The 19,357-nt window shown below is 72.2% G+C and carries 16 protein-coding genes and 1 tRNA gene; 7 read left to right on the top strand and 10 right to left on the bottom strand.

Annotated elements, in window-relative coordinates; all coding sequences use genetic code 11:
- Window positions 1–1,382 precede the first annotated feature (1,382 nt).
- Window positions 1,383–1,889, bottom strand: a complete 507-nt coding sequence (locus AC1RSJ_RS04025) for an SHOCT domain-containing protein (RefSeq protein ID WP_493117051.1) — start codon at window positions 1,887–1,889, stop codon at window positions 1,383–1,385.
- Between the two features lie 89 nt (window positions 1,890–1,978).
- On the opposite strand from AC1RSJ_RS04025, the gene AC1RSJ_RS04020 reads away from it, so the two are divergent.
- Window positions 1,979–2,218 carry a DUF3263 domain-containing protein gene (locus tag AC1RSJ_RS04020; RefSeq protein WP_493117050.1) on the top strand — a complete coding sequence of 80 codons (240 nt, stop codon included), beginning with the start codon at window positions 1,979–1,981 and terminating at the stop codon, window positions 2,216–2,218.
- Window positions 2,219–2,291: 73 nt separating this feature from the next.
- On the opposite strand, the gene AC1RSJ_RS04015 is transcribed toward AC1RSJ_RS04020, so the two are convergent.
- A tRNA-Thr gene (locus tag AC1RSJ_RS04015) sits at window positions 2,292–2,364 on the bottom strand.
- 84 nt (window positions 2,365–2,448) lie between these two features.
- Between AC1RSJ_RS04015 and AC1RSJ_RS04010 the strand changes: the two genes are divergently transcribed.
- The gene (locus AC1RSJ_RS04010; protein WP_493117049.1) at window positions 2,449–2,970 is read left to right on the top strand and encodes a GNAT family N-acetyltransferase; all 522 of its coding nucleotides are present in this window, start codon (window positions 2,449–2,451) and stop codon (window positions 2,968–2,970) included.
- Between the two features lie 15 nt (window positions 2,971–2,985).
- On the opposite strand, the gene AC1RSJ_RS04005 is transcribed toward AC1RSJ_RS04010, so the two are convergent.
- Window positions 2,986–3,915 (bottom strand): DsbA family protein, encoded by a 930-nt coding sequence (locus AC1RSJ_RS04005; RefSeq protein WP_493117048.1) that lies wholly within the window; start codon window positions 3,913–3,915, stop codon window positions 2,986–2,988.
- Between the two features lie 262 nt (window positions 3,916–4,177).
- Between AC1RSJ_RS04005 and AC1RSJ_RS04000 the strand changes: the two genes are divergently transcribed.
- The 3 genes from AC1RSJ_RS04000 (at window position 4,178) to AC1RSJ_RS03990 (ending at window position 8,123) form a co-directional block, all read left to right on the top strand.
- The gene (locus AC1RSJ_RS04000; RefSeq protein WP_493117047.1) at window positions 4,178–5,287 is read left to right on the top strand and encodes an ABC transporter ATP-binding protein; all 1,110 of its coding nucleotides are present in this window, start codon (window positions 4,178–4,180) and stop codon (window positions 5,285–5,287) included.
- 198 nt (window positions 5,288–5,485) lie between these two features.
- Window positions 5,486–6,796 carry a DUF4032 domain-containing protein gene (locus AC1RSJ_RS03995; protein WP_493117046.1) on the top strand — a complete coding sequence of 437 codons (1,311 nt, stop codon included), beginning with the start codon at window positions 5,486–5,488 and terminating at the stop codon, window positions 6,794–6,796.
- Window positions 6,797–6,869: 73 nt separating this feature from the next.
- A complete protein-coding gene (locus tag AC1RSJ_RS03990) occupies window positions 6,870–8,123 on the top strand; it encodes a nuclease-related domain-containing protein (RefSeq protein ID WP_493117045.1) in 1,254 nt (417 codons plus the stop codon).
- 6 nt (window positions 8,124–8,129) lie between these two features.
- Here the strand turns inward: AC1RSJ_RS03990 and AC1RSJ_RS03985 are convergent, their stop codons facing one another.
- The 5 genes from AC1RSJ_RS03985 to AC1RSJ_RS03965 form a co-directional block, all read right to left on the bottom strand.
- On the bottom strand, window positions 8,130–11,642 hold the full coding sequence (locus tag AC1RSJ_RS03985; RefSeq protein ID WP_493117044.1) for a TM0106 family RecB-like putative nuclease: 3,513 nt from the start codon (window positions 11,640–11,642) through the stop codon (window positions 8,130–8,132).
- Between the two features lie 151 nt (window positions 11,643–11,793).
- Window positions 11,794–12,792, bottom strand: coding sequence for a 23S rRNA (guanosine(2251)-2'-O)-methyltransferase RlmB (rlmB, locus tag AC1RSJ_RS03980; protein ID WP_493117043.1), 999 nt, complete (start codon window positions 12,790–12,792; stop codon window positions 11,794–11,796).
- Window positions 12,789–14,207, bottom strand: coding sequence for a cysteine--tRNA ligase (gene cysS, locus AC1RSJ_RS03975; protein WP_493117042.1), 1,419 nt, complete (start codon window positions 14,205–14,207; stop codon window positions 12,789–12,791). The genes rlmB and cysS overlap by 4 nt, the downstream gene beginning before the upstream one ends.
- A gap of 30 nt (window positions 14,208–14,237) precedes the next feature.
- The gene (ispD, locus tag AC1RSJ_RS03970; RefSeq protein ID WP_493117217.1) at window positions 14,238–15,392 is read right to left on the bottom strand and encodes a 2-C-methyl-D-erythritol 4-phosphate cytidylyltransferase; all 1,155 of its coding nucleotides are present in this window, start codon (window positions 15,390–15,392) and stop codon (window positions 14,238–14,240) included.
- Window positions 15,389–15,871, bottom strand: coding sequence for a CarD family transcriptional regulator (locus AC1RSJ_RS03965; protein WP_493117041.1), 483 nt, complete (start codon window positions 15,869–15,871; stop codon window positions 15,389–15,391). The genes ispD and AC1RSJ_RS03965 overlap by 4 nt, the downstream gene beginning before the upstream one ends.
- 129 nt (window positions 15,872–16,000) lie before the next feature.
- Between AC1RSJ_RS03965 and AC1RSJ_RS03960 the strand changes: the two genes are divergently transcribed.
- Window positions 16,001–16,567: a hypothetical protein gene (locus AC1RSJ_RS03960; RefSeq protein ID WP_493117040.1), complete on the top strand. Its 567-nt coding sequence runs from the start codon at window positions 16,001–16,003 to the stop codon at window positions 16,565–16,567.
- A gap of 127 nt (window positions 16,568–16,694) precedes the next feature.
- Here AC1RSJ_RS03960 and AC1RSJ_RS03955 read toward each other — a convergent pair whose 3' ends face one another.
- Together AC1RSJ_RS03955 and AC1RSJ_RS03950 are read right to left on the bottom strand one after the other, a co-directional pair.
- Window positions 16,695–17,375 carry a response regulator gene (locus AC1RSJ_RS03955; protein ID WP_493117039.1) on the bottom strand — a complete coding sequence of 227 codons (681 nt, stop codon included), beginning with the start codon at window positions 17,373–17,375 and terminating at the stop codon, window positions 16,695–16,697.
- On the bottom strand, window positions 17,372–18,529 hold the full coding sequence (locus tag AC1RSJ_RS03950; RefSeq protein ID WP_493117038.1) for a sensor histidine kinase: 1,158 nt from the start codon (window positions 18,527–18,529) through the stop codon (window positions 17,372–17,374). Before AC1RSJ_RS03950 ends, AC1RSJ_RS03955 begins: the two co-directional genes overlap by 4 nt.
- A 172-nt stretch (window positions 18,530–18,701) precedes the next feature.
- Here AC1RSJ_RS03950 and phoU point away from each other — a divergent pair, with 172 nt between their 5' ends.
- A complete protein-coding gene (phoU, locus tag AC1RSJ_RS03945) occupies window positions 18,702–19,355 on the top strand; it encodes a phosphate signaling complex protein PhoU (protein ID WP_493117037.1) in 654 nt (217 codons plus the stop codon).
- The last annotated feature ends 2 nt before the right edge of the window (window positions 19,356–19,357 follow it).

Below are 19,357 nucleotides of genomic sequence, written 5' to 3'. Positions count from 1 at the left end.
CAATCTGGTCGGTCTGCATCCAGCCGCACAGGTCGCACCACCACGCTTCGACGATAGGAGTGAGGTCGTCCTCGCATCCAGGGCATCGCGGCGTGATCAGCACGTGGCAAGGCTAGGCGGGAGGTCGACGGCGATGCGGGGGTGGTTGCCGAATCGTGACCCGTCGGGATCGTCGGCGCCTTCCGACATGCATTCCCTCTCGACTGTTGCCTCGGAGCAGGGTCGCCTGCCCGGCTCGCACGCGCATGCTGCACCGGTTCTGAGCGAACAGAACTGTCTACTTTTCGAGGCGAATCGGCGTGCTCTAATCTCGCCGAGGCGGTTCCCCCGACTGCCACCGTCGTGTTGCGCCGTCCCCCGAACCGGCAGCCGACATTCAGACGGCAGAGCGCCCGGCCTCACCCGAATAGAGGCCGGGCGCCTCTCGTCTGCGGAGTGGGAAGAGCGCCCGCAGTGCGGCCGTCCCACGGGCCGCTGCGGGCGCTCCCACGGAGCCCCGCCAACCCGAATGGCCCGGCTCCGGATGAAGTCGGATCCGACCGTGGCCCGAACCACAGTCGCCGACGCGGTCAGGGTACTGACTGCTCGATGCGGCATGCCAGATCTGTCGATGCGGCATTGGGCGGATATTCAGGTTCGATCGCGCGAGGTCGATGGGGCATATGTTGACCGCAGCGCGGTTGGTTGCCGCCAGGCTCTGCCCACCCTGATCCGGTACGGAGCCCTGAGGGGCCCGTGCATCACTCCGGGCCCTTCAGCTGCCATCCCGGACGGCGATCTCGCAGGCGCGGCACCACCACGCCCCGACTACGGCCTCCATCGGCTCGAGACATTGCGGGCAGTTCGGCGCCGCCAAGCCATCGAGATCGTCCACGCCCTCTCCCTTCAGTAGCCTGCCGATCATGAGCGACGCTCCCACGACTATGCACTCTGTCTCCGTCGTTCGGAGCCCGACATCGGGCGACTACCGAGCCGAGTGTGCGTGCGGCTGGCACGGACCCTACGGTCCGCGGTCCGCGTATGCGGGGCATGATGCGGGTCGCCACCTGCTTGCGCCGGATCATGCCGGACGAGTGGACTGGGGCATGGAAGGGCAGCGGGACTACTACACGCCTCGCTGCTCATGCGGGTGGTCAGACGTGCAGCGACCGCTCCAGAGCGAAGCTGAGTGGTTTCTGGCCTCTCACGTTGACCAGATGGCTGATGTGTCTGATCGTGAACTCTTCAGTCGTCGGATTCACGCCCACGAGGACGAATCCTAAATTCCGAGCAGCCTCGGCTTAGAGGCCTTGAACTCGTCGTTGTCGAGAACGCCACGCTGGTGGAGCTCCGCTCAAGGCAGCCGGGGCAGTTCGGCGCGGCGACGTCGTCGAGGTCGTCGTTCACAGGCCGAGCAGCTTCGCCTTCGCGGCGGAGAACTCGGCGTCGGTGAGCACGCCGCGCTGGTGCATGTCGGCGAGCCGCTCGAGCTCGGACTGCGGCGCAGTCGCAATGACGTCTGGCTGCGCGGGAGGGGGCGGCAGCTGCTCTTGGTAGTGCCCGCTCCACTGCAACCCGTCCCACCACTGCTGGCGGCCGTCAGGGCCCGGGTACCAGCCGGCGGGCCACTGCTGCGCGGGCGGCCGCGCAGCGTAGATGTCGTCGAAGCTCTGGACCGTGCCGGGCGGGAGTGCTTCGCGCGCGGCGGCGGCGCGCATTGCCGCTTCGTGCTCGGACATCGGGTGACCACACGCCTTGCAGGTGCGGCGGACAAGCGCGGCCACGCCGAGAGTCGCGACGTTCGCGCCGGCGCGCTGCAGGTTCCGGCCGGCGCCGGTGAAGGCGTGGCCCGTGCACATCGCGCAGTCGCGGCATCCGGTGCGCGCCTGGATGACGGGTCGTCGAGCCATGGGCGTCAGCGTAAGCGGGAGTGGACCGGTCGGGGTACCCCGCGAACGTGTCATACCGGAGGGCCGCTCGGGTCCCTGAGGGTATGGGAATGCTCGGACCCGATGATCGCGCGCTGCTCGACTTCGAGGAGCAGCAGCCGAAGATGACGGGCGCGAAGGTCGCTGAGATCCGCGCCCGATTCGGTCATGGGCCGGCGAGGTACTTCCAGCGGCTGCATGAGGTGATCGATAGCCCGGAGGCGGAGCGGGAGCGGCCGGAGCTCGTGCACCGTCTGCAGCGCATCCGCGAAGCGAATTCAGCGCACCGTGCGGGGCGTGTGTGGGGCTGATCTGCCCCACGTCTGCCCCACGCAGCCAGCTGCGGCCGACACCGGAGGTGCCTTCTCGCCTGCTATTGCGGGGAGCCTCCTGTCGGATTCGAACCGACGACCTTCGCTTTACAAGAGCGGTGCTCTACCAGCTGAGCTAAGGAGGCGTCTGCCCGGGATTCCGGGGTTCCCAGCCTAGAGCGCGGCGCCGGGTTTCCATCGCGCGCGACGCGAGCGCGCGAGAATGACGCATGGAGATCCGCCCCTATCGGCCGGCCGACCGGCAGGCTGCGAGCGCGATCGACGCGTCGCAGACGGTCGACTCGGTCGCCGTGCTCGAGCTCGGTCGCGACTCGATCGCGTGGTCCGCCGTGCCCTCGACTCCGCGGACGAAGTCGCACGAGCTCGCCGAGGCCCTGGATGATCCGGCGCCGCTGTGGAGCGAGGGCCATGTGGCCGAGATCGATGGACGCATCGTCGGCTTCGCCGCGGTCGGTTTCGAGACGTGGAACCGCCGGGCGGTGCTCTGGCACCTGTACGTCGACCGCTCCGTTCGACGGGCGGGGATCGCGCGGAACCTGATGAGCGTCGTCGCCGCCGGTGCCAGAGCTGCGGGGTCCCGGCAGCTCTGGCTGGAGACGCAGGACTCGAACGTGCCCGCGATCGCGGCCTACGAGCGGCTCGGGTTCGAGATCGTGGGTCTCGATCGCTCGCTGTACGGGAATCCGCCGGACGCCGAGACGGCGGTCTTCATGTCGATGCGACTCGACTGAGACCGCTCGTGCGGGTCAGCCGGCGGCCGGCGCCGTCGGAGTCGCGCTCGCGGAGCCGCTCGGGTCGGGGCTCGAGCTCGGGTCGGTGAACGAGGCGCCGAGCGACGCGACGAACGCCTCCGCCAGGCTGGCCGAGTCGGACGGGTCGCTCGAGTCCCACTTCTTCTTGCCGAAGATCACGGTCGGGGTCGCCGACACCGTCTTGACGTCCGAGCCGACGATCGGGCCGTCCGACGCCCGCTGCGACGCCGCCTGCACCCAGCGCTCGAAGCGCATCGAGCGGACGCAGTCCCCGACATCCGCCAGGTCGCGGACCTTCGCGCCGCTCGCTACCTTCAGGATCGCGGCCGAGTCGAGCCCGGTGGACTGCTGGCTCGGCTGCGCCCGCAGCAGCGCCTGATGGAAGACGAGGAACTGGTCGGGCGAGTACTGCGCGACGCAGGCGGCGGCGTTGGCAGCGCGCAGTGAGTACTGCGCTCCGTCCGGTCCGCTGCCGCCGAGCGCGATGGGATGGATCTCCACGGTCGCGGCGCCCGAGTCGACCCAGTCGCGCAGCTGCGTGCCGTTCGCGACGGTGAACGCCTTCGATGCGGGCTGGAAGTAGTCGACGTAGAGCCGGATGTGCACCAGGTCGGCATTGCCGGATCCGGTCGGCACCGGGTCGTCGCCGGGCGCGAGACCGGGCGTCCGCTCCGCCTTCATGTCGGTGCCGATGACGATGCCGTCGCTGAGCATGTTGGCGGGACCGCGGGCGGACGGCCGGTTGAACGTCACGAGGGCGACAGCCACGACGACGATCACGACGACGATGCCGCCGGCGATGCCGCCGCGCAGGAGCCACCATCCGCGGCGGTCGCGCTTGCGCTGGGCGGTGCGGAGTGCGTCGGCCCGCTGTCTGGCGCTCTGCCGGGCGGTGGGCTCGGCATCGTCGATCGGGTCGGTCATCTGTCCTCGGAGGCGGCGGACGGACGCGGAGGCGTCCGGGTGCCGGAGCTGATGGGATGCCGGGGATGCCGGCACCGTCGCAGAGTAGGCGCCGCGACTGGGAACAGCCCCGGCGGGGCACGATGCTAGCGCGCTCGGGCTGGCGGATGCGAACGCATGGGCCTATGTTGGGGGGCACGTGACCGCCGTCGTTCGCGTCGATGGTCATCCATTCACAACGGATCGTCCGGCACGTACCTGCCGGTGAAGGAGAGACACCCCCATGGCATCTGTCACGTTCGACAAGGCCACGCGCCTGTACCCGGGCTCCACGAAGCCCGCCGTCGACCAGATCTCGATCGACGTCGCCGACGGCGAGTTCCTCGTCCTCGTCGGCCCCTCCGGCTGCGGCAAGTCCACGACGCTGCGCATGCTGGCCGGCCTCGAGGAGGTCAACGACGGCCGCATCCTCATCGGCGACCGCGACGTCACCGACGTGCCGCCGAAGGACCGCGACATCGCGATGGTGTTCCAGAACTACGCGCTGTACCCGCACATGACCGTCGCCGAGAACATGGGCTTCGCGCTCAAGATCGCAGGCGTCGGCAAGGAGGAGCGCGCCCAGCGCGTGCTCGAGGCGGCGAAGCTGCTCGACCTGGAGCCCTACCTCAGCCGCAAGCCGAAGGCGCTCTCCGGTGGTCAGCGTCAGCGCGTCGCGATGGGCCGCGCGATCGTCCGCCAGCCGCAGGTGTTCCTCATGGACGAGCCGCTGTCGAACCTCGACGCGAAGCTCCGCGTGCAGACCCGCACGCAGATCGCCTCGCTGCAGCGCCGCCTCGGCGTCACCACGGTCTACGTCACCCACGACCAGACCGAGGCGCTCACCATGGGCGACCGCATCGCGGTGCTCAAGGACGGCGTGCTGCAGCAGGTCGGTACCCCGCGCGACCTGTACGAGCAGCCGAAGAACGTCTTCGTGGCCGGCTTCATCGGCTCGCCGGCGATGAACCTGTTCCTCGCCGACGTCGTCGACGGCGGCGTGCAGTTCGGCTCCGGCGTCGCCGCGGTCCCGCGCGATGCGCTCGGCTCGGCGTCCGGCAAGCAGGTCACCGTGGGTGTCCGCCCCGAGGACCTGACCATCGCGACCTCGGGCTCCGGCCTCCCGGTCGAGGTGGACGTCGTCGAGGAGCTCGGCGCCGACGGCTACCTCTACGGTCACGCCGACGTCAACGGCAAGCGCGTCGACATCGTCGCCCGCGTCGACGGCCGCGCGCACCCGAACGCCGGTGACAAGATCTTCGTCACCCCGGTTCCGCAGCACGTGCACACGTTCGACGCCGAGTCCGGCGAGCGCCTCGGTGCCGCCGTGGCCCCGTCGACCGCCGCGGTCTGATCGACACCGTCTGAACCACGAGCCGGGCATCCGGCTCCGGAGCGGCCGTCGCGAGTTCTCTCGCGGCGGCCGCTTCGCCGTTCCCGGGGGCCCCGCGATCCGGGGGCGGACCGCACCGCGTCGAGGCGCAGCCGGTCGACGGGGCGGCCGCGGCATCCGGATACCCCGTCCGGCGCCTGCGGCCGTAGTCTTGTCGCCATGCCGGCGTCGCTCTCCATCACGTCCGCCGTCTCCGATCCGGATCTGCTCGACCTGCCGTGGCACCTCCCGCTGGAGGCCTGGCCCGAGGAGACCATCGCGGCCCTGCCGAAGGGCATCTCCCGCCACCTCGTGCGCTTCGTGCACCTCGGCGGCTACGTGATCGCCGTCAAGGAGACCACGATCGAGCTCGCGCGACGCGAGTACGACATGCTCCGCACGCTCGAGCGCATGGAGATCCCGTGCGTCGAGCCGGTCGCGGTGATCACGGATCGCGAGGATGCCGCCGGCAACCCGCTCGCGCCGGCGCTCGTCACCCGCCACCTCCGCTTCTCGCTCCCCTACCGGGCGCTGTTCTCGCAGTCCCTGCGCACGGAGACCGCGACCCGCCTCGTCGACGCCCTCGCGGTGCTGCTCGCGCGCCTCCACATCGCGGGCTTCTTCTGGGGCGACGTGTCGCTCTCGAACACGCTGTTCCGACGCGACGCGGGCGCCTTCGCCGCGTACCTGGTGGATGCCGAGACCGGCAAGCTCTACGACGGCGGCCTCTCCAACGGCCAGCGCGAGAACGACCTCGAGATCGCCCGGGTCAACATCGCGGGCGAGCTGCTCGACCTCCAGTCCGGCAACCGCCTCGACGAGAACCTCGACCCGGTCGACCTCGCCGACGGCATCGTCGCGGCGTACCGCAGCCTCTGGGTGGAGCTCACGGCGGCCGAGTCGTTCCCCCGCTCGGAGCGCTGGCGCATCAGCGAGCGCGTCGAGCGCCTCAACCACCTCGGGTTCGACATCGAGGAGCTCAGCATCCGCACCCAGGGCGACGGCGCCGAGGTGCGCATCCAGCCCAAGGTCGTGGATGCCGGCCACCACTCCCGCCGACTGCTGCGCCTCACCGGCCTCGACGCCGGCGAGAACCAGGCGCGGCGCCTCCTCAACGACCTCGACGCCTACCGCGCCGTCGGCGATCGCAAGGAGCAGGACGAGGAGATGGTCGCCCACGAGTGGCTGGTGCGCGTCTTCGAGCCGGTGGTGCGCGCGATCCCCCGCGAACTGCGCGGCAAGCTGGAGCCGGCCGAGGTCTTCCACCAGCTGCTCGAGCACCGCTGGTACCTGTCGCAGCAGCGCGGCTCGAACGTGCCGCTCGCCGAGGCCCTGACGGACTACATCGACACGATCCTCCGCCACCGCCGCGACGAGGTCACCGTGGTCGGTCCGCCGACGGGTGCGATCACCGCGCCCATCCCGGTGGTGGACGGCGCCGCGGCCGACGACGCCGATGACGACGCGGAGGACTGGCGCACCCGGGTCTGAACCCGGGTCAGCCCTCCCGCGTCCCCCGGACTCGGGGCTCCCGCTGCGAGTGCGATCGGGCGAGGCTCGAGGGATGAGCGATCTTCGGCAACGCGCACCTGGCCACTCGCTCATCGAGAAGCTCATGTCCGAGTGGGACGCCGGGCGGATCCGGCTCGACTCGGAAACCGGACGGGTGGTCATCGACGACGCGGCGACCAGCTGGTACCAGGGCGCGCTCGGCGAGCTCGAGGTGGGGCGCGTCCTCCGGGACCTCGGTCCCGAGTACACCGTGCTCCATTCGGTCCCGGTCCGATCGCGCAGCTCCGACATCGATCACATCGTGATCGGGCCCAGCGGTGTCGTGCTGATCAACACCAAGTACCACCCGAACGCGCGGATCTGGTCCAAGGGCTATGGGGTCTACGTCGCCGGGCACAGCCAGCCCGGGTACGTGAAGGGGCTCGTCGAGACGGTGCGATTCGCCGAAGAGCGGCTCTCCGCCGCTGCAGGCATGACCGTCCCCATGACCGGCGTGCTCTGCTTCGTCGACCCGGGCCGGATGGACCGCGGAGCTCACGCCGGGGGTGGCGAGTTCGATGTGCCGATCCGGGTCGTCTCGGACCTCGAGCTCGTCCCCGCATTGACCGGGCGCCGGGAGCTCAGCGACCAGCAGATCGAGCGGATCCGGGATGCGGCGATCCGACCCGGCACCTGGCACACCTCGCCGCGCCCGACACAGGACGGGAGGGCGATGACGGCGGAGTTCGCCGCGCTGCATGCCGAGCTGGGCGGGCAGATCGAGGAGCGCATCCGCCGGGTGGCCCTCGACCGCGGCGTCCGGACGTCGGCATCCGGATCCGGTCGGCCGCCTCGTCGGCGCACGCCCGTCGCTGAGCGTTCGCCGCGGCGGCCATCCGGCAACTCGGCTCGCACCCGGCCCGCTGCGGGTGCTCATCCGCAGTCCACGCAGGGCGCGGTGGCGCTGGCCGGCCTCTGGCCCGTCCTCACGGTCGTCGCGCTCGCCGTGCTCAGCGCGTCGCTCGGCGCTTTCGGCTGGCTCGCCGTCGGCGGCTTCGCGGCTCTCGCCGGCATCGTGTTCGGGCTGCCGCTGCTCCTCGCCATGCTCGACGTCCGCGAGCTGCGCCGCCGCGGAGTGGATCTCGGCACGGCGTCGATCGCCCTGGTGATGCTGACGCCGCTGACCTACCTGATCGCGCGCGCCGTCCGCCTCGCGGGACGCGGCAGACCGGATGCGGCGCCGATCGCACTCCACGTCCTGTTCACCGTGCTGTCCGTTCTCGGCCTGGTCGTCTGGACGCTGGCCGTGCGCTCCTATCTCGGCTGACCCGGGTCAGCCCTCCCCCACGAGCTCCAGGAAGCGGCTCAGCTCCGCCACGCCCTCGGCGTGGAACGGGAGGTGGTCGGCCAGCCTCGGCGAGTAGACGAGGTAGGCGGCCCATTGGGCGCGCGAGATCGCGACGTTGAGGCGGTTGCGCGAGAGCAGGAACGGCAGGCCGCGCGGCACGTCGTCGGGGCTCGAGGCGGCGAGCGACACGATCGAGACGACGGCCTCCTGGCCCTGGTACTTGTCGACTGTGCCGACCCGCACCTCGTGGAGGCCGACCGCGTCGAGCGCGAGACGGATCTGCTCCACCTGCGCGTTGTAGGGCGTGACGACGATGACGTCCGCCTGGCCGAGCGGATCGTCGATGCGCTGGGCGCCGGGGTCGGTCCACAGCAGCCCGAGGTGGCGTCGGACCAGCTCCACCACGACCGCGGCCTCCTCGATGGAGGACGTCGCGTTGTCGGCGTGGACGACCGGCGCGGGCGCGAAGCCGGCGTCGACGCCGTCGAGCCGGCGGTCGCGGGTGACCGGGTGCGAGCGGAGACGGCCGTCGTACGCGAGCCGCGACACCGGGAAGGTCACCGCGGCGTCCATGCGCCGGCTCTCGGCGAGGAAGTAGCCGAGCGCGGCCGGCAGCACGTCGTGCCCGGCGCTCACCGTGCCGAGCGCCGAGGCGTCGATCGGTGCCGGGTGGGTGCCCTGGCTCACCTGCGGCAGCTGCTGCGGATCGCCGAGCAGCAGCAGGCGATGCGCGCTCGATGCGACGGCGATCGTCTGGGCGAGCGAGAACTGGCCGGCCTCGTCGATGACGAGCAGGTCGAGCTGACCGGGCTGGAACCGGTTCGGGTTGGTCAGGTCCCACGCCGTGCCGCCGATCACGTAGCCCGTCTCGGCGTGCTCGGCCGCGAAGGCGGCCTGCGGGTTCCGGCCCGCGAGCTCCGTGAACGGCTCGGCCGCGTACGCGCCGGGCCCGCCGTCGCTCGACGGCGCCTTCGCGACGAGCGGCGCAGGGCAGCCCGCCCGCACCGCGCCCGCGAGCACGTGCTCCACGACCTTGTGCGACTGGGCGACGACGCCGACCCGCCAGCGGTGCTCGCGCACGAGCTCGGCGATGACGCCCGCGGCGAGGTGCGTCTTGCCGGTGCCGGGAGGGCCCTGCACGGCGAGGTAGGAGTCGTCGAGGCGGAGGAGGCTGGCGACCACCGCGCGGATGCCGTCGTCCGGCCCGTCCATCGGCTCGAGCCCGTCGCGCACCCGCGGCGGGATGCCCCGCAGCACGTCCGTCGCGGCGTCGGCCGGCCAGCCCGGCGCGTGCGCCACCACCGTGCGGCCCCAGTCGGCGATCCGTGACTGCAGGTTGTCGGCGCGCGGCGGCGCGGCCGGCGTCAGCGCGGTCGGCATGACCTCCCACGGCTCGACGTCCTCCGGGCAGCGCTCCTCGATCACGACGGAGCTCTCGGCCGCGTCGTCCTCGGGCGGCACGATCGCCGCGCGCGCGTCGAGCCGGTAGCCGGGGAGGCGGCCCGGGCGCGTGTACGGCGCCGGCGGGTCCGAGGCCTCGTACAGCGCCTGCACATCGCCCTTCACGACCCCGGTGCCCGGCGCCCAGACGCCGTGCAGGCGGACCCGGCGGCGCGGCGATCCCTCGCCGTGCCACGGCTGCACGACCTCGCCGCGGTCGACGGCGAAGACGCCGCGGGTGTCCTGCCAGGTGTCCCGCGGCTCGACGAGGCGGGAGAAGTGCTCCCACCAGAAGCTCTTCGCCTCGCGGCGGTGGTAGTCGATCGCGGCCGACGCGAGCCGGTAGACGTCGGCGGCATCCGGATCGTCGTCGCGCGTGGCGGTCTCGGCCAGTCGCAGCAGGTCGTCGGTCACCGGGTCGGGCTCGAGCGCCGGCTGCGCGAGCTCGATCGGGGGGACGACGCCGGGCACGACGCCCTGCTCTGCCGCGCGAGCGAGCAGCCAGTCGCGCAGCCGCCGGGTGGACACGCAGTCGTACCGGTTGTAGTCGGCGATGTCGTCGAGGATGCGCTGCGCGCCGTCGGCGTCGCCGTCCGCGGCCAGCTCGCGGCTGAGCTGGTACTGCACGATCGAATCCGCGCCGTTGGTGGTCTCCTGCTCGCGGTGCTCGCCGCCCATGTACAGCGGCTCGAGCTTCTTGATCGAGTACGAGCGCCCGCCGATGCGCAGGGACCGCTTCACCGCCGGGTAGAGGTCGACGAGCACGCCGTCGCGGAGCAGCTGGTCGACCGCCTGCTCGCCGACGCCGTTGCGGGCCGCGATCGAGGCGAGGTGGGTGCGCTCGTAGGGCGCGTAGTGGTAGATGTGCATGCCCGGGTGGATCGCGCGGCGCACGCGCACGAACTCCAGGAAGTCGAGCAGCGCCCGCCGCTCCTCGGCGAGGTCGTGCGCCCACAGCGCGCCATAGACCTCGTCGTCGTCGACCCAGCCGAAGAGGTAGTCGATGCCCCAGAGGGACTCGCGCGCGGTGGCGCCCGGCTCGCGGTAGAGCGGATCGCCCTCGAAGTCGAAGAACAGGTCGCCGGCGTCCGGGGCGGGCAGGTCGGCGATGGTGCGGGCGCCGAACAGCTCGAACGGCGGCGCGGCGTGCGGGTCGTCGGCCACCGGCGCCGCGGCCTGCAGCGCCGCCTGGGCGTGCAGCGTGGCGAACGTCGTCTCCGGCAGGGCGCAGCCCTCGGGACGCGTCGACGCCGCTGCGAGGTCGTCGAGCGAGCGGATGCCGGCGTCGCGGAGCTTCGCGCGCTGCGCGCCCCGCATCCCGGCGACGAGGAAGAGGTCGCGGTGCGCGACCACCTGCTCCTCGCAGTGCTCGCAGCGTCCCTCGGCCGTGAAGCGCTGATCGCCCCACCGCACCGCGCCCTCGTCGGCGAGGTGCTGAGCCACGATGCCGCGGAACCTCGCGCGCCGCGCCTCGAACACCGGCAGCACGTCGCCGATGGCGTGCTCGCTCGACGTGCCGTCGCCGAGCAGCAGCTCCACGACGTCGTCGACCTCGAACCCGAGCCGGCCGAGCTGCTCGTGGTAGGCCGCGAGCTGCAGCAGCGCCGTCACCTTGGCGGAGCGGGCGAGCTTGGAGTCCTGCACGCGCACCCGGCCGTCCGGCCGCCGCACGAGGAAGTCCGCGTAGCCGACGAACGGGAACCGCTCGTCGGTCTCGTCGAAGAAGACGCCCTGGTAGACGACGACCGTGCCGGGCGCCCGCAGGGCCTCGGCGGTCGCCGCGGTCGCGGCCCGCAGCGCGTCGCGGTCGCGGCCGTCGGGCTTCGCGATCTCGATGACGCCGCCGGGATGCTCGATCCGGTAGGCGTCGGCCACCCGCTCCTCGTGCCGGTCGCCGAGCCGAGCCGCCCGCTCGAGCATCGGATCGACGGACTGCGGGATGGACTCCAGGCGCCCCAGCCGGAAGTCGAGCGTGCGGAGGAACGCGAACTCGCACTCGGACGCGAGCTTGAGGTCGCTCGCGCTGGTGACGAGCGCGCGATCGGGGAGCAGGTACATGCAGGGCCTTCCGGGTCGCTGTCAGGCTAGGCGGCACGGGCGACAGCGCGCTCCGAGGTGTTCAGTCGCCGCCGCGCGGGGCTCCTGTGGAGGAGTCGACGCGGGGCTTCGACGAGCTCAGCCACCCGAGCGACGCTCCGACGGCCCGGGCTCAGGCCCCGCGGGCCTCCTGGCGCAGCCGCGCCACCTCGTACAGCGACACCGACACGGCGATGCCCGCGTTGAGCGACTCGGTCGACGACTCGATCGGGATCGACACCACCGCGTCGCAGGCCTCGGTGACGAGGCGCGACAGCCCCTCGCCCTCGCTGCCGACCACGATGAGCAGCGGCTCGGTCGCGAGGTCGAGCCCGGGCAGCGACACCGTGCCGCCGCCGTCGAGGCCGACCACGAACAGCCCGGCCTGCTTGTACTCCTGGATCGCGCGCGTCAGGTTCGACGCCATCGCGACCGGCACGCGCGCAGCGGCGCCGGCGGAGGTCTTCCAGGCGCTGGCCGTCATCCCGACGCTGCGGCGCTGCGGCACGATCACGCCGTGGCCGCCGAACGCGGCGACGCTGCGGATGATCGCCCCGAGGTTGCGCGGATCGGTGACGCCGTCGAGCGCGACGATGAGCGGCGGCACGCCGTCCGGCACGCGCTCGATGAGGTCGAGCGGGTGGGCGTACTCGTACGCCGGCACCTTGAGGGCGACGCCCTGGTGCACGGCGTCGGGGCCGCTGAGGCGGTCGAGCTCGGGCCGCATGACCTCGACGATCGGCACGTTCCGCTTGTTGGCGAGCGCGATCGACTCCTTGACCCGGTCGTCCATCTCGATGCGGCTGGCGAGGTAGAGCGTGGTCGCGGGGATGCGCGCGCGCAGCGCCTCGACGACCGAGTTGCGGCCGGTGACCAGCTCGCTGTCGTCGTTCTTGCGCGGCCGCGGCGTGCGCCGCTGCTGCTGCTGGTCGCCGCCGCCGTGCCGCGAGCGCGCGGCGTCGAGCCGGTCCTTCGCGGCCTTGCGCTTGCCGGCGACGTGCCAGCTGCGGTCCTCGGCCTTCGGCGTGGGGCCCTTGCCCTCGAGCGCCTTGCGGCCGTGGCCGCCGGTCCCGACGGTGGCGCCCTTCTTGCCGGTGCCCTTGCGGGCTCCCGGTCGTCCCGGCTTGCTCATGCGATGCTCCAGTGCGCCCCGTCGGGCGCGTCCTCGATCGTGATCCCCGCGGCGGTCAGCTCGTCGCGGATGCGGTCGGCGACCGCGAAGTCCCTGCTCGCCCGCGCGGTCGCGCGGTCGGCGAGCATGCGGTCCAGCAGTGCGCCGAGCGCGGTCTCGGCCGCGCCCTCGCCCTGCTCGGACCACTCGGGGGCGGTCGGGTCGATCCCGAGCACCCCCGTCATGGCGTGCACGGCCGCGGCCCGCGCCGCGACCTCCTCGAGATCGCCGTCGTCGAGCGCGGTGTTGCCGGCCCGCACGGCCTCGTGCAGCACGGCGAGCGCCTCCGGCACGCCGAGGTCGTCGTCGAGCGCGCGCCCGAACGCCTCCGGCAGGTCGGCGCCGGCATCGGCCGGCCGCTCCCAGCGCGTGCCCTCGAGCCGGCGGTCGGCGCGGACGAGGAAGCCCTCGATCCGCTCGAGCGCCGCCTCCGCCTCGTCGAGCGAGGCCGGCTGGTAGTCGATGGTGGAGCGGTAGTGCGCGCCGGCCAGCCAGTAGCGGATGGCGAGCGGGCGGCCGTCGGCGAGGAGGTCGTCCGCGAGCACGAAGTTGCCGAGCGACTTCGACATCTTCTGCCCGGCGACGTCGACGAGGCCGTTGTGCACCCAGTAGCGGGCGAAGGCATCACCCGCCGCGGTGGACTGGGCCAGCTCGTTCTCGTGGTGCGGGAAGCGGAGGTCGAGGCCGCCGCCGTGGATGTCGAACTCCGGCCCGAGGTAGCGCCGCGACATCGCGGAGCACTCGATGTGCCAGCCGGGGCGGCCGGGACCCCACGGGGAGTCCCAGACGGCCGAAGCCGGCTCATCGCGCTTGGCGCCCTTCCAGAGGGCGAAGTCGTGCGGGTCGCGCTTGCCGCGGGTCTCGGCGTCGGCGGAGTCCGCCATGTCGTCGAGCCGCTGGCGCGTGAGCGCGCCGTACTCGGGCCAGGTGCGCACGTCGAAGTACACGTCGCCGGAGGCGTCGTCCGCCGCGTAGGCGTGGCCCCGCTCGATCAGCCGTGCGATGAGCTCCTGCATGCCGGGGATGCTCGCCGTCGCCCGCGGCTCGTAGGTCGGGGGCAGGATGCCGATCGCGGAATACGCGCGAGTGAAGGCGAGCTCCACCCGGTAGGCGACCGCCCACCACGGCTCGGCGTCGGTCGCGTTGGCGAGCACCTTGTCGTCGATGTCGGTGACGTTGCGCACGAAGGTCACGCGGAGGCCGCGGTGCTCGAGCCAGCGGCGCCAGAGGTCGTAGACGAGCGCGCTGCGCAGGTGCCCCACGTGGGGCTCCGACTGCACGGTCGGCCCGCAGACGTACATGCCCACCCGTCCCGGCTCCCGGGTCGCGAGGTCGACGACGGCCTGCTGACGGCTGTCGTAGAGGCGGACGGTCACCCGGGGAGTCTACCGGCGGGTCCGGGCGCGCTACGCGGAGACGAGCGCGGTCGCGATCGCCGCGAGACCCTCGCCGCGGCCGGGGAACCCGAGTCCGTCGGTGGTGGTCGCCGCGACCGAGACCGGCACCCCGACCAGCCCGGTCAGCCGCGCCTGCAGCTCCTCGCGGCGCGGGCCGATCCGGGGGCTCCGGCCGATGAGCTGCACGGCGACGCTGACCGGCGCGAGGCCGGCCTCGCTGAGGAGGCGGAGCGTCTCGGCGAGGAACACCGCGCTGTCCGCCCCGGCGTACTCGGGCTCGGCCGAGCCGAACCGGGAGCCGAGGTCGCCGAGTCCGCCCGCGGAGAGCAGGGCGTCGCAGATCGCGTGGAGCAGCGCGTCGCCGTCGCTGTGCCCGGCGAGCCCCGCCTCCCCCGGCCAGTCCAGGCCGCCGAGGCGGAGCGGCGCGGCGGCATCGTAGGCGTGCACGTCCACGCCGATCCCGGTGCGCAGCGTCGTCGTGGCGGCGGGCGCCAGCAGACCCTCCGCGCGGCGCAGATCCCACGGGGTCGTGATCTTGAACGCGTCCGCCTCGCCGGCGACGACGACGACCGGATGCCCCGCGGCGGCGAACAGCGCGGCGTCGTCGGTGTGCTCGTCCGCCGCCTCCGCGTAGGCGGCGCGCAGGGCGGCGAGCGGGAAGCCCTGCGGCGTCTGCACGGCGCCGAGGGTGTCGCGGTCGACGGTGCCGAGCACGGCGCCGTCCGGCGCGACGGACTTGATGGTGTCCGTGACCGGCAGGGCCGGGATGACGCCGGCGCCGCTGCCTCGCACGCGCGCCGCGACACGGTCGAACAGCGCGCCGGGTGCGAGTGCGCGCGCCGCGTCGTGGACGAGCACGGTGTCGACGCCGTCGCCGAGCGCGGCGAGGCCCGCGGCCACGGAGGCCTGGCGGGTGGCGCCGCCCGCGACGACGTGCGCCTCGGGCACGCCGACGGCCGCCGCGGCCGCACGCACGTCATCCAGGCGGTCGGCCGGGCCGACGATGACGATGTGCGCGGGCTCCGATGACGACGTCACGCCGCGGAGGGCGTGCTCGAGGATGCTCCGGCCGCCGAGGCGCACGAGCGCCTTCGGCCCGCCGGCACCGAGGCGTGTTCCGCTGCCCGCCGCCACGATGACGACGCCGAGCGCGGGCCCGCTCAGGAGGCGAGCACCTCGTCGAGCACGGTGGCGGCCTTCTCCTCGTCGGTCTTCTCGGCGAGCGCGAGCTCGGAGACGAGGATCTGCCGCGCCTTCGCGAGCATCCGCTTCTCACCGGCCGAGAGGCCGCGGTCCTGGTCGCGGCGCCAGAGGTCGCGCACGACCTCGGAGACCTTGATCACGTCGCCGGAGGCCAGCTTCTCGAGGTTCGCCTTGTAGCGGCGGCTCCAGTTCGTGGGCTCCTCGGTGAACGGGGCGCGCAGCACCTCGAACACGCGGTCGAGGCCCTCCTTGCCGATGACATCGCGGACACCGACCAGGTCGACGTTCTCGGCGGGCACCTTGATGGTCAGATCGCCCTGCGTGACGTTGAGGGTGAGGTAGAGCTTCTCCTCGCCTTTGACGATCCGCTTCGTGACCTCGGTGATGGTTGCAGCGCCGTGATGGGGGTAAACGACGGTCTCGCCGACCTCGAAGAGCATTGGATTCGGTTCCTTCCGCAGACCTGCGATTCTAACACAGCGGGCGTTCAGTTAGGCTGGCCTAACCGGAAGGGTCCGCCGCCCGGCACTATGCTCGGAGGCGTTGCCTCGCATCGTACGGAGGGTCTCGTGAGAGCTCGTATCGCGGCGTCCATCGCCCTCGCCGCCCTGCTCACCACCGGTGTCGCCGGGTGCGGCTTCGTGACCCCGCAGGCCACGGAGAAGCAGTACGACGCCTCCGACGGCGTCAGCGCCACGGTCGGCGACGTCAAGCTGCTCAACGTGCTCGCCATCGCCGGCGACACGGAGTCGACCAGCGGCGACGCCAGCCTGGTCTTCACCGCCGTGAACTCCAGCGAGGACACGGTCGACCTGCGCATCCAGTACCGCGGCGCCACCGAGACGCTCGAGGTGAAGCCGGGCAGCACCGACGTGGGCTTCGGCAAGGACCGCGACGCGCACCTGCAGCTCTCGTCGTTCACCGACGAGCCGGGCTCGCTCGCCCCGATCTACTTCCAGTACGGCGGCTCCGAGGGCCACCAGCTCAAGGTGCCGGTGCTCGACACCACCTGGGCGCAGTACGCGGACCTCGGCCCGACGGCGACGCCCAAGCCGACCCCGACGCCCACCCCGTCGGCGACGCCGGGCGCGACCGGCACGCCGAGCCCGACGGACGCGCCGACCTCGAACGGCTGAGGCTCGCGGCGCGCCGGGGCTTCGACAGGCTCAGCCATCCGGGGCGCTCAGCCATCCGAGGCGCTCAGCCATCCGGACGTGACGAGGCCCCGGCAGCCGTCGGCTGCCGGGGCCTCGTCGTCCCGGGCTAGGCCTCGAAGCGGTAGCCGAGGCCGCGCACGGTGACGAGCAGCTGCGGGTTCGAGGGGTCCGCCTCGATCTTCGAGCGGATGCGCTTCACGTGCACGTCGAGGGTCTTCGTGTCGCCGAAGTAGTCGGCGCCCCAGACCCGGTCGATCAGCTGGCCGCGGGTGAGCACGCGGCCGGCGTTGCGGAGCAGCAGCTCGAGCAGCTCGAACTCCTTCAGCGGCATCGCGACCTCGGCGCCGGACACCGACACCGTGTGCCGCTCGACGTCCATCCGCACGGGTCCGGACTCCAGCACCGAGTCGTCCTCGTCGAGCACGTCGGTGCGGCGACGCAGCACGGCGCGCACCCGGGCGAGCAGCTCGCGGGTCGAGTACGGCTTGGTGACGTAGTCGTCGGCGCCGAGCTCGAGCCCCACCACGATGTCCACCTCGGTGTCCTTCGCGGTGAGCATGATGATGGGCACGCTCGAGCGCTGGCGGAGCTCGCGGCAGACCTCGGTGCCCGGGAGCCCGGGCAGCATGAGGTCGAGCAGCACGAGGTCGGCGCCGGCGCGGTCGAACTGGGCGATGGCCGCCCGTCCGTCCGAGGCGACCTCGGTCTCGTAGCCCTCGCGCCGCAGGAGGTACTCCAGCGGCTCGGTGAGCGACTCCTCGTCGTCGACGATCAGGATGCGGGTCATTCGCGTGGTGCTCCTAGGCTCGCGACCGCCGCGGCGGTCGCCTCCGGCAGGCGGATGGTGAAGGTCGACCCCTTGCCGGGGAGCGACCAGACTCGCACGTCGCCCCCGTGGTTCTGGACGACGTGCTTGACGATGCTGAGACCGAGGCCCGTGCCGCCGGTCTGGCGGGCGCGCGCCGTGTCGACGCGGTAGAACCGCTCGAACACCCGGTCGCGGTCGTGCTCCGGGATGCCGACGCCCTGGTCGGCGACGGCGATCTCCACGACGCCGTCCCTGCTCGCGACGCCGACGCCGACGCGGGAGTGCTCCGGGGAGTAGGCGATGGCGTTCGCGATGAGGTTGTTGAGCGCCGTGACGAGCAGCTGCGGGTCGCCGATGATCGACGCCTTCACCCGCTTGCCCGTCACGAGCTGGATGGCCTTCGACTCCGCGGGCACGCGGTTGTGGTCGATGGCCTGCTGCACGATGCGGTCGACGTCGACGCGCTCCGCGCGCTCGAGCGCGTCCGCGGACTGCAGCCGGCTCAGCTCGATGAGCTCCATCGTGATCCGACCCAGCCGCTCGCTCTCGGTCGTGAGCCGGCGGGCGAACCGGCGCACCTCGTCCGGCTCCTCCGCTGCGGCGCGCAGGGCCTCCGCGAGCAGGCTGACGGAGGCGATGGGGGTCTTCAGCTCGTGGCTCACGTTCGCCACGAAGTCGCGGCGCACCTCGTCGAGCCGGCGGGCCTCCGTGCGGTCCTCGGCGATGAGCAGGATGTAGCGCGAGCCGAGGCGGGCGATCCGCACCATGAGGTAGAGGGTCTGCTCGCCGACGCGGCCGCGGGTCAGCGTGAGCTCCTTGTCGACCGTGTCGCCGTCGCGGCGCACCTGGTCGACGAGCTCGACGAGCTCGGGATGCACGAGGGTGCCGTTCCAGATCAGCCCGGAGGCGATGGCCCGCTGCGAGGCGACCAGGACGTTGTTCGACGGGTCCACCACGACGCCGACGGTCTCGAGCGCGTCGATGAGCGCCTCGACGCCCTCCGGCACCCGCGGGGTGATCACGGCGACGGCCTTCTGACCCTGCCGGTGCGCCACCACCACGGCGGCGGTGACCCCGATGCCGACCGTCAGCCCGAACAGCACGGCGACGGGCACGAGCCACGGCGTGTCCATAGCCCTAACATTAGGGGGACGCCCGGAGACGCTCCGGACCGAATCCCGGCAGATGCTGCCCGGGTCGGACGATGTTCAGACCGTCGTCATCATCCGTTCACCCGAGGGCGTCACGGTCGGTGGGGACGGCCGAACGGGCACGTCCGCCGTGCCACGCGATCGAGAGGATGCCATGCGCGAGGTCTTCCAGCAGGAGCTGCGCGAGGTGCAGGACCGCCTCGTCGAGATCTCCGGTCTCGTCGCCGAGTCGATCGAGAAGGCCACCACCGCCTTCAACGAGTCGGACGTCGCCCTCGCGGAGAGCGTCATCGAGTCGGACACCGAGATCGACACGCTCGCCGCAGAGCTCGACGAGCTCGCCATCCAGATCCTGGCCCGCCAGAACCCGGTCGCCCGCGACCTCCGCATCGTCGTCAGCGCGCTGCGGATCAGCGCGTCGCTCGAGCGGATGGGCGACATCGCCGGCCACATCGCGCAGCTCGCGCGCTACCGCTTCCCCGAGAAGGTCGTGCCGAAGACGCTGCGCCCGACGTTCAAGGAGATGGGCCGCCTCGACGTCGAGGTCGCGCGCAAGCTCACCGAGCTGCTGCGCACCGAGGACGACGCGCTGGCCGAGCAGATCCGCAACGAGGACGACAAGATCGACGAGCTGCACCTCAGCGTGTTCGAGAAGGTGCTCGGCGAGACCTGGGCCGGCGGCGCCGCGGAGACGGTGGACGCCACCCTCGCCTCGCGCTACCACGAGCGCTTCGGCGACCACGCCGTCTCGATCGCGAAGAAGGTGCTCTACCTGGGCACCGGCAGCTGGGTGCAGACCGAGGCCTGACG

This window comes from Schumannella sp. GW821-FHT10F01 (assembly GCF_058809295.1).
This window is presented reverse-complemented; position numbering and strand designations above follow the sequence as displayed.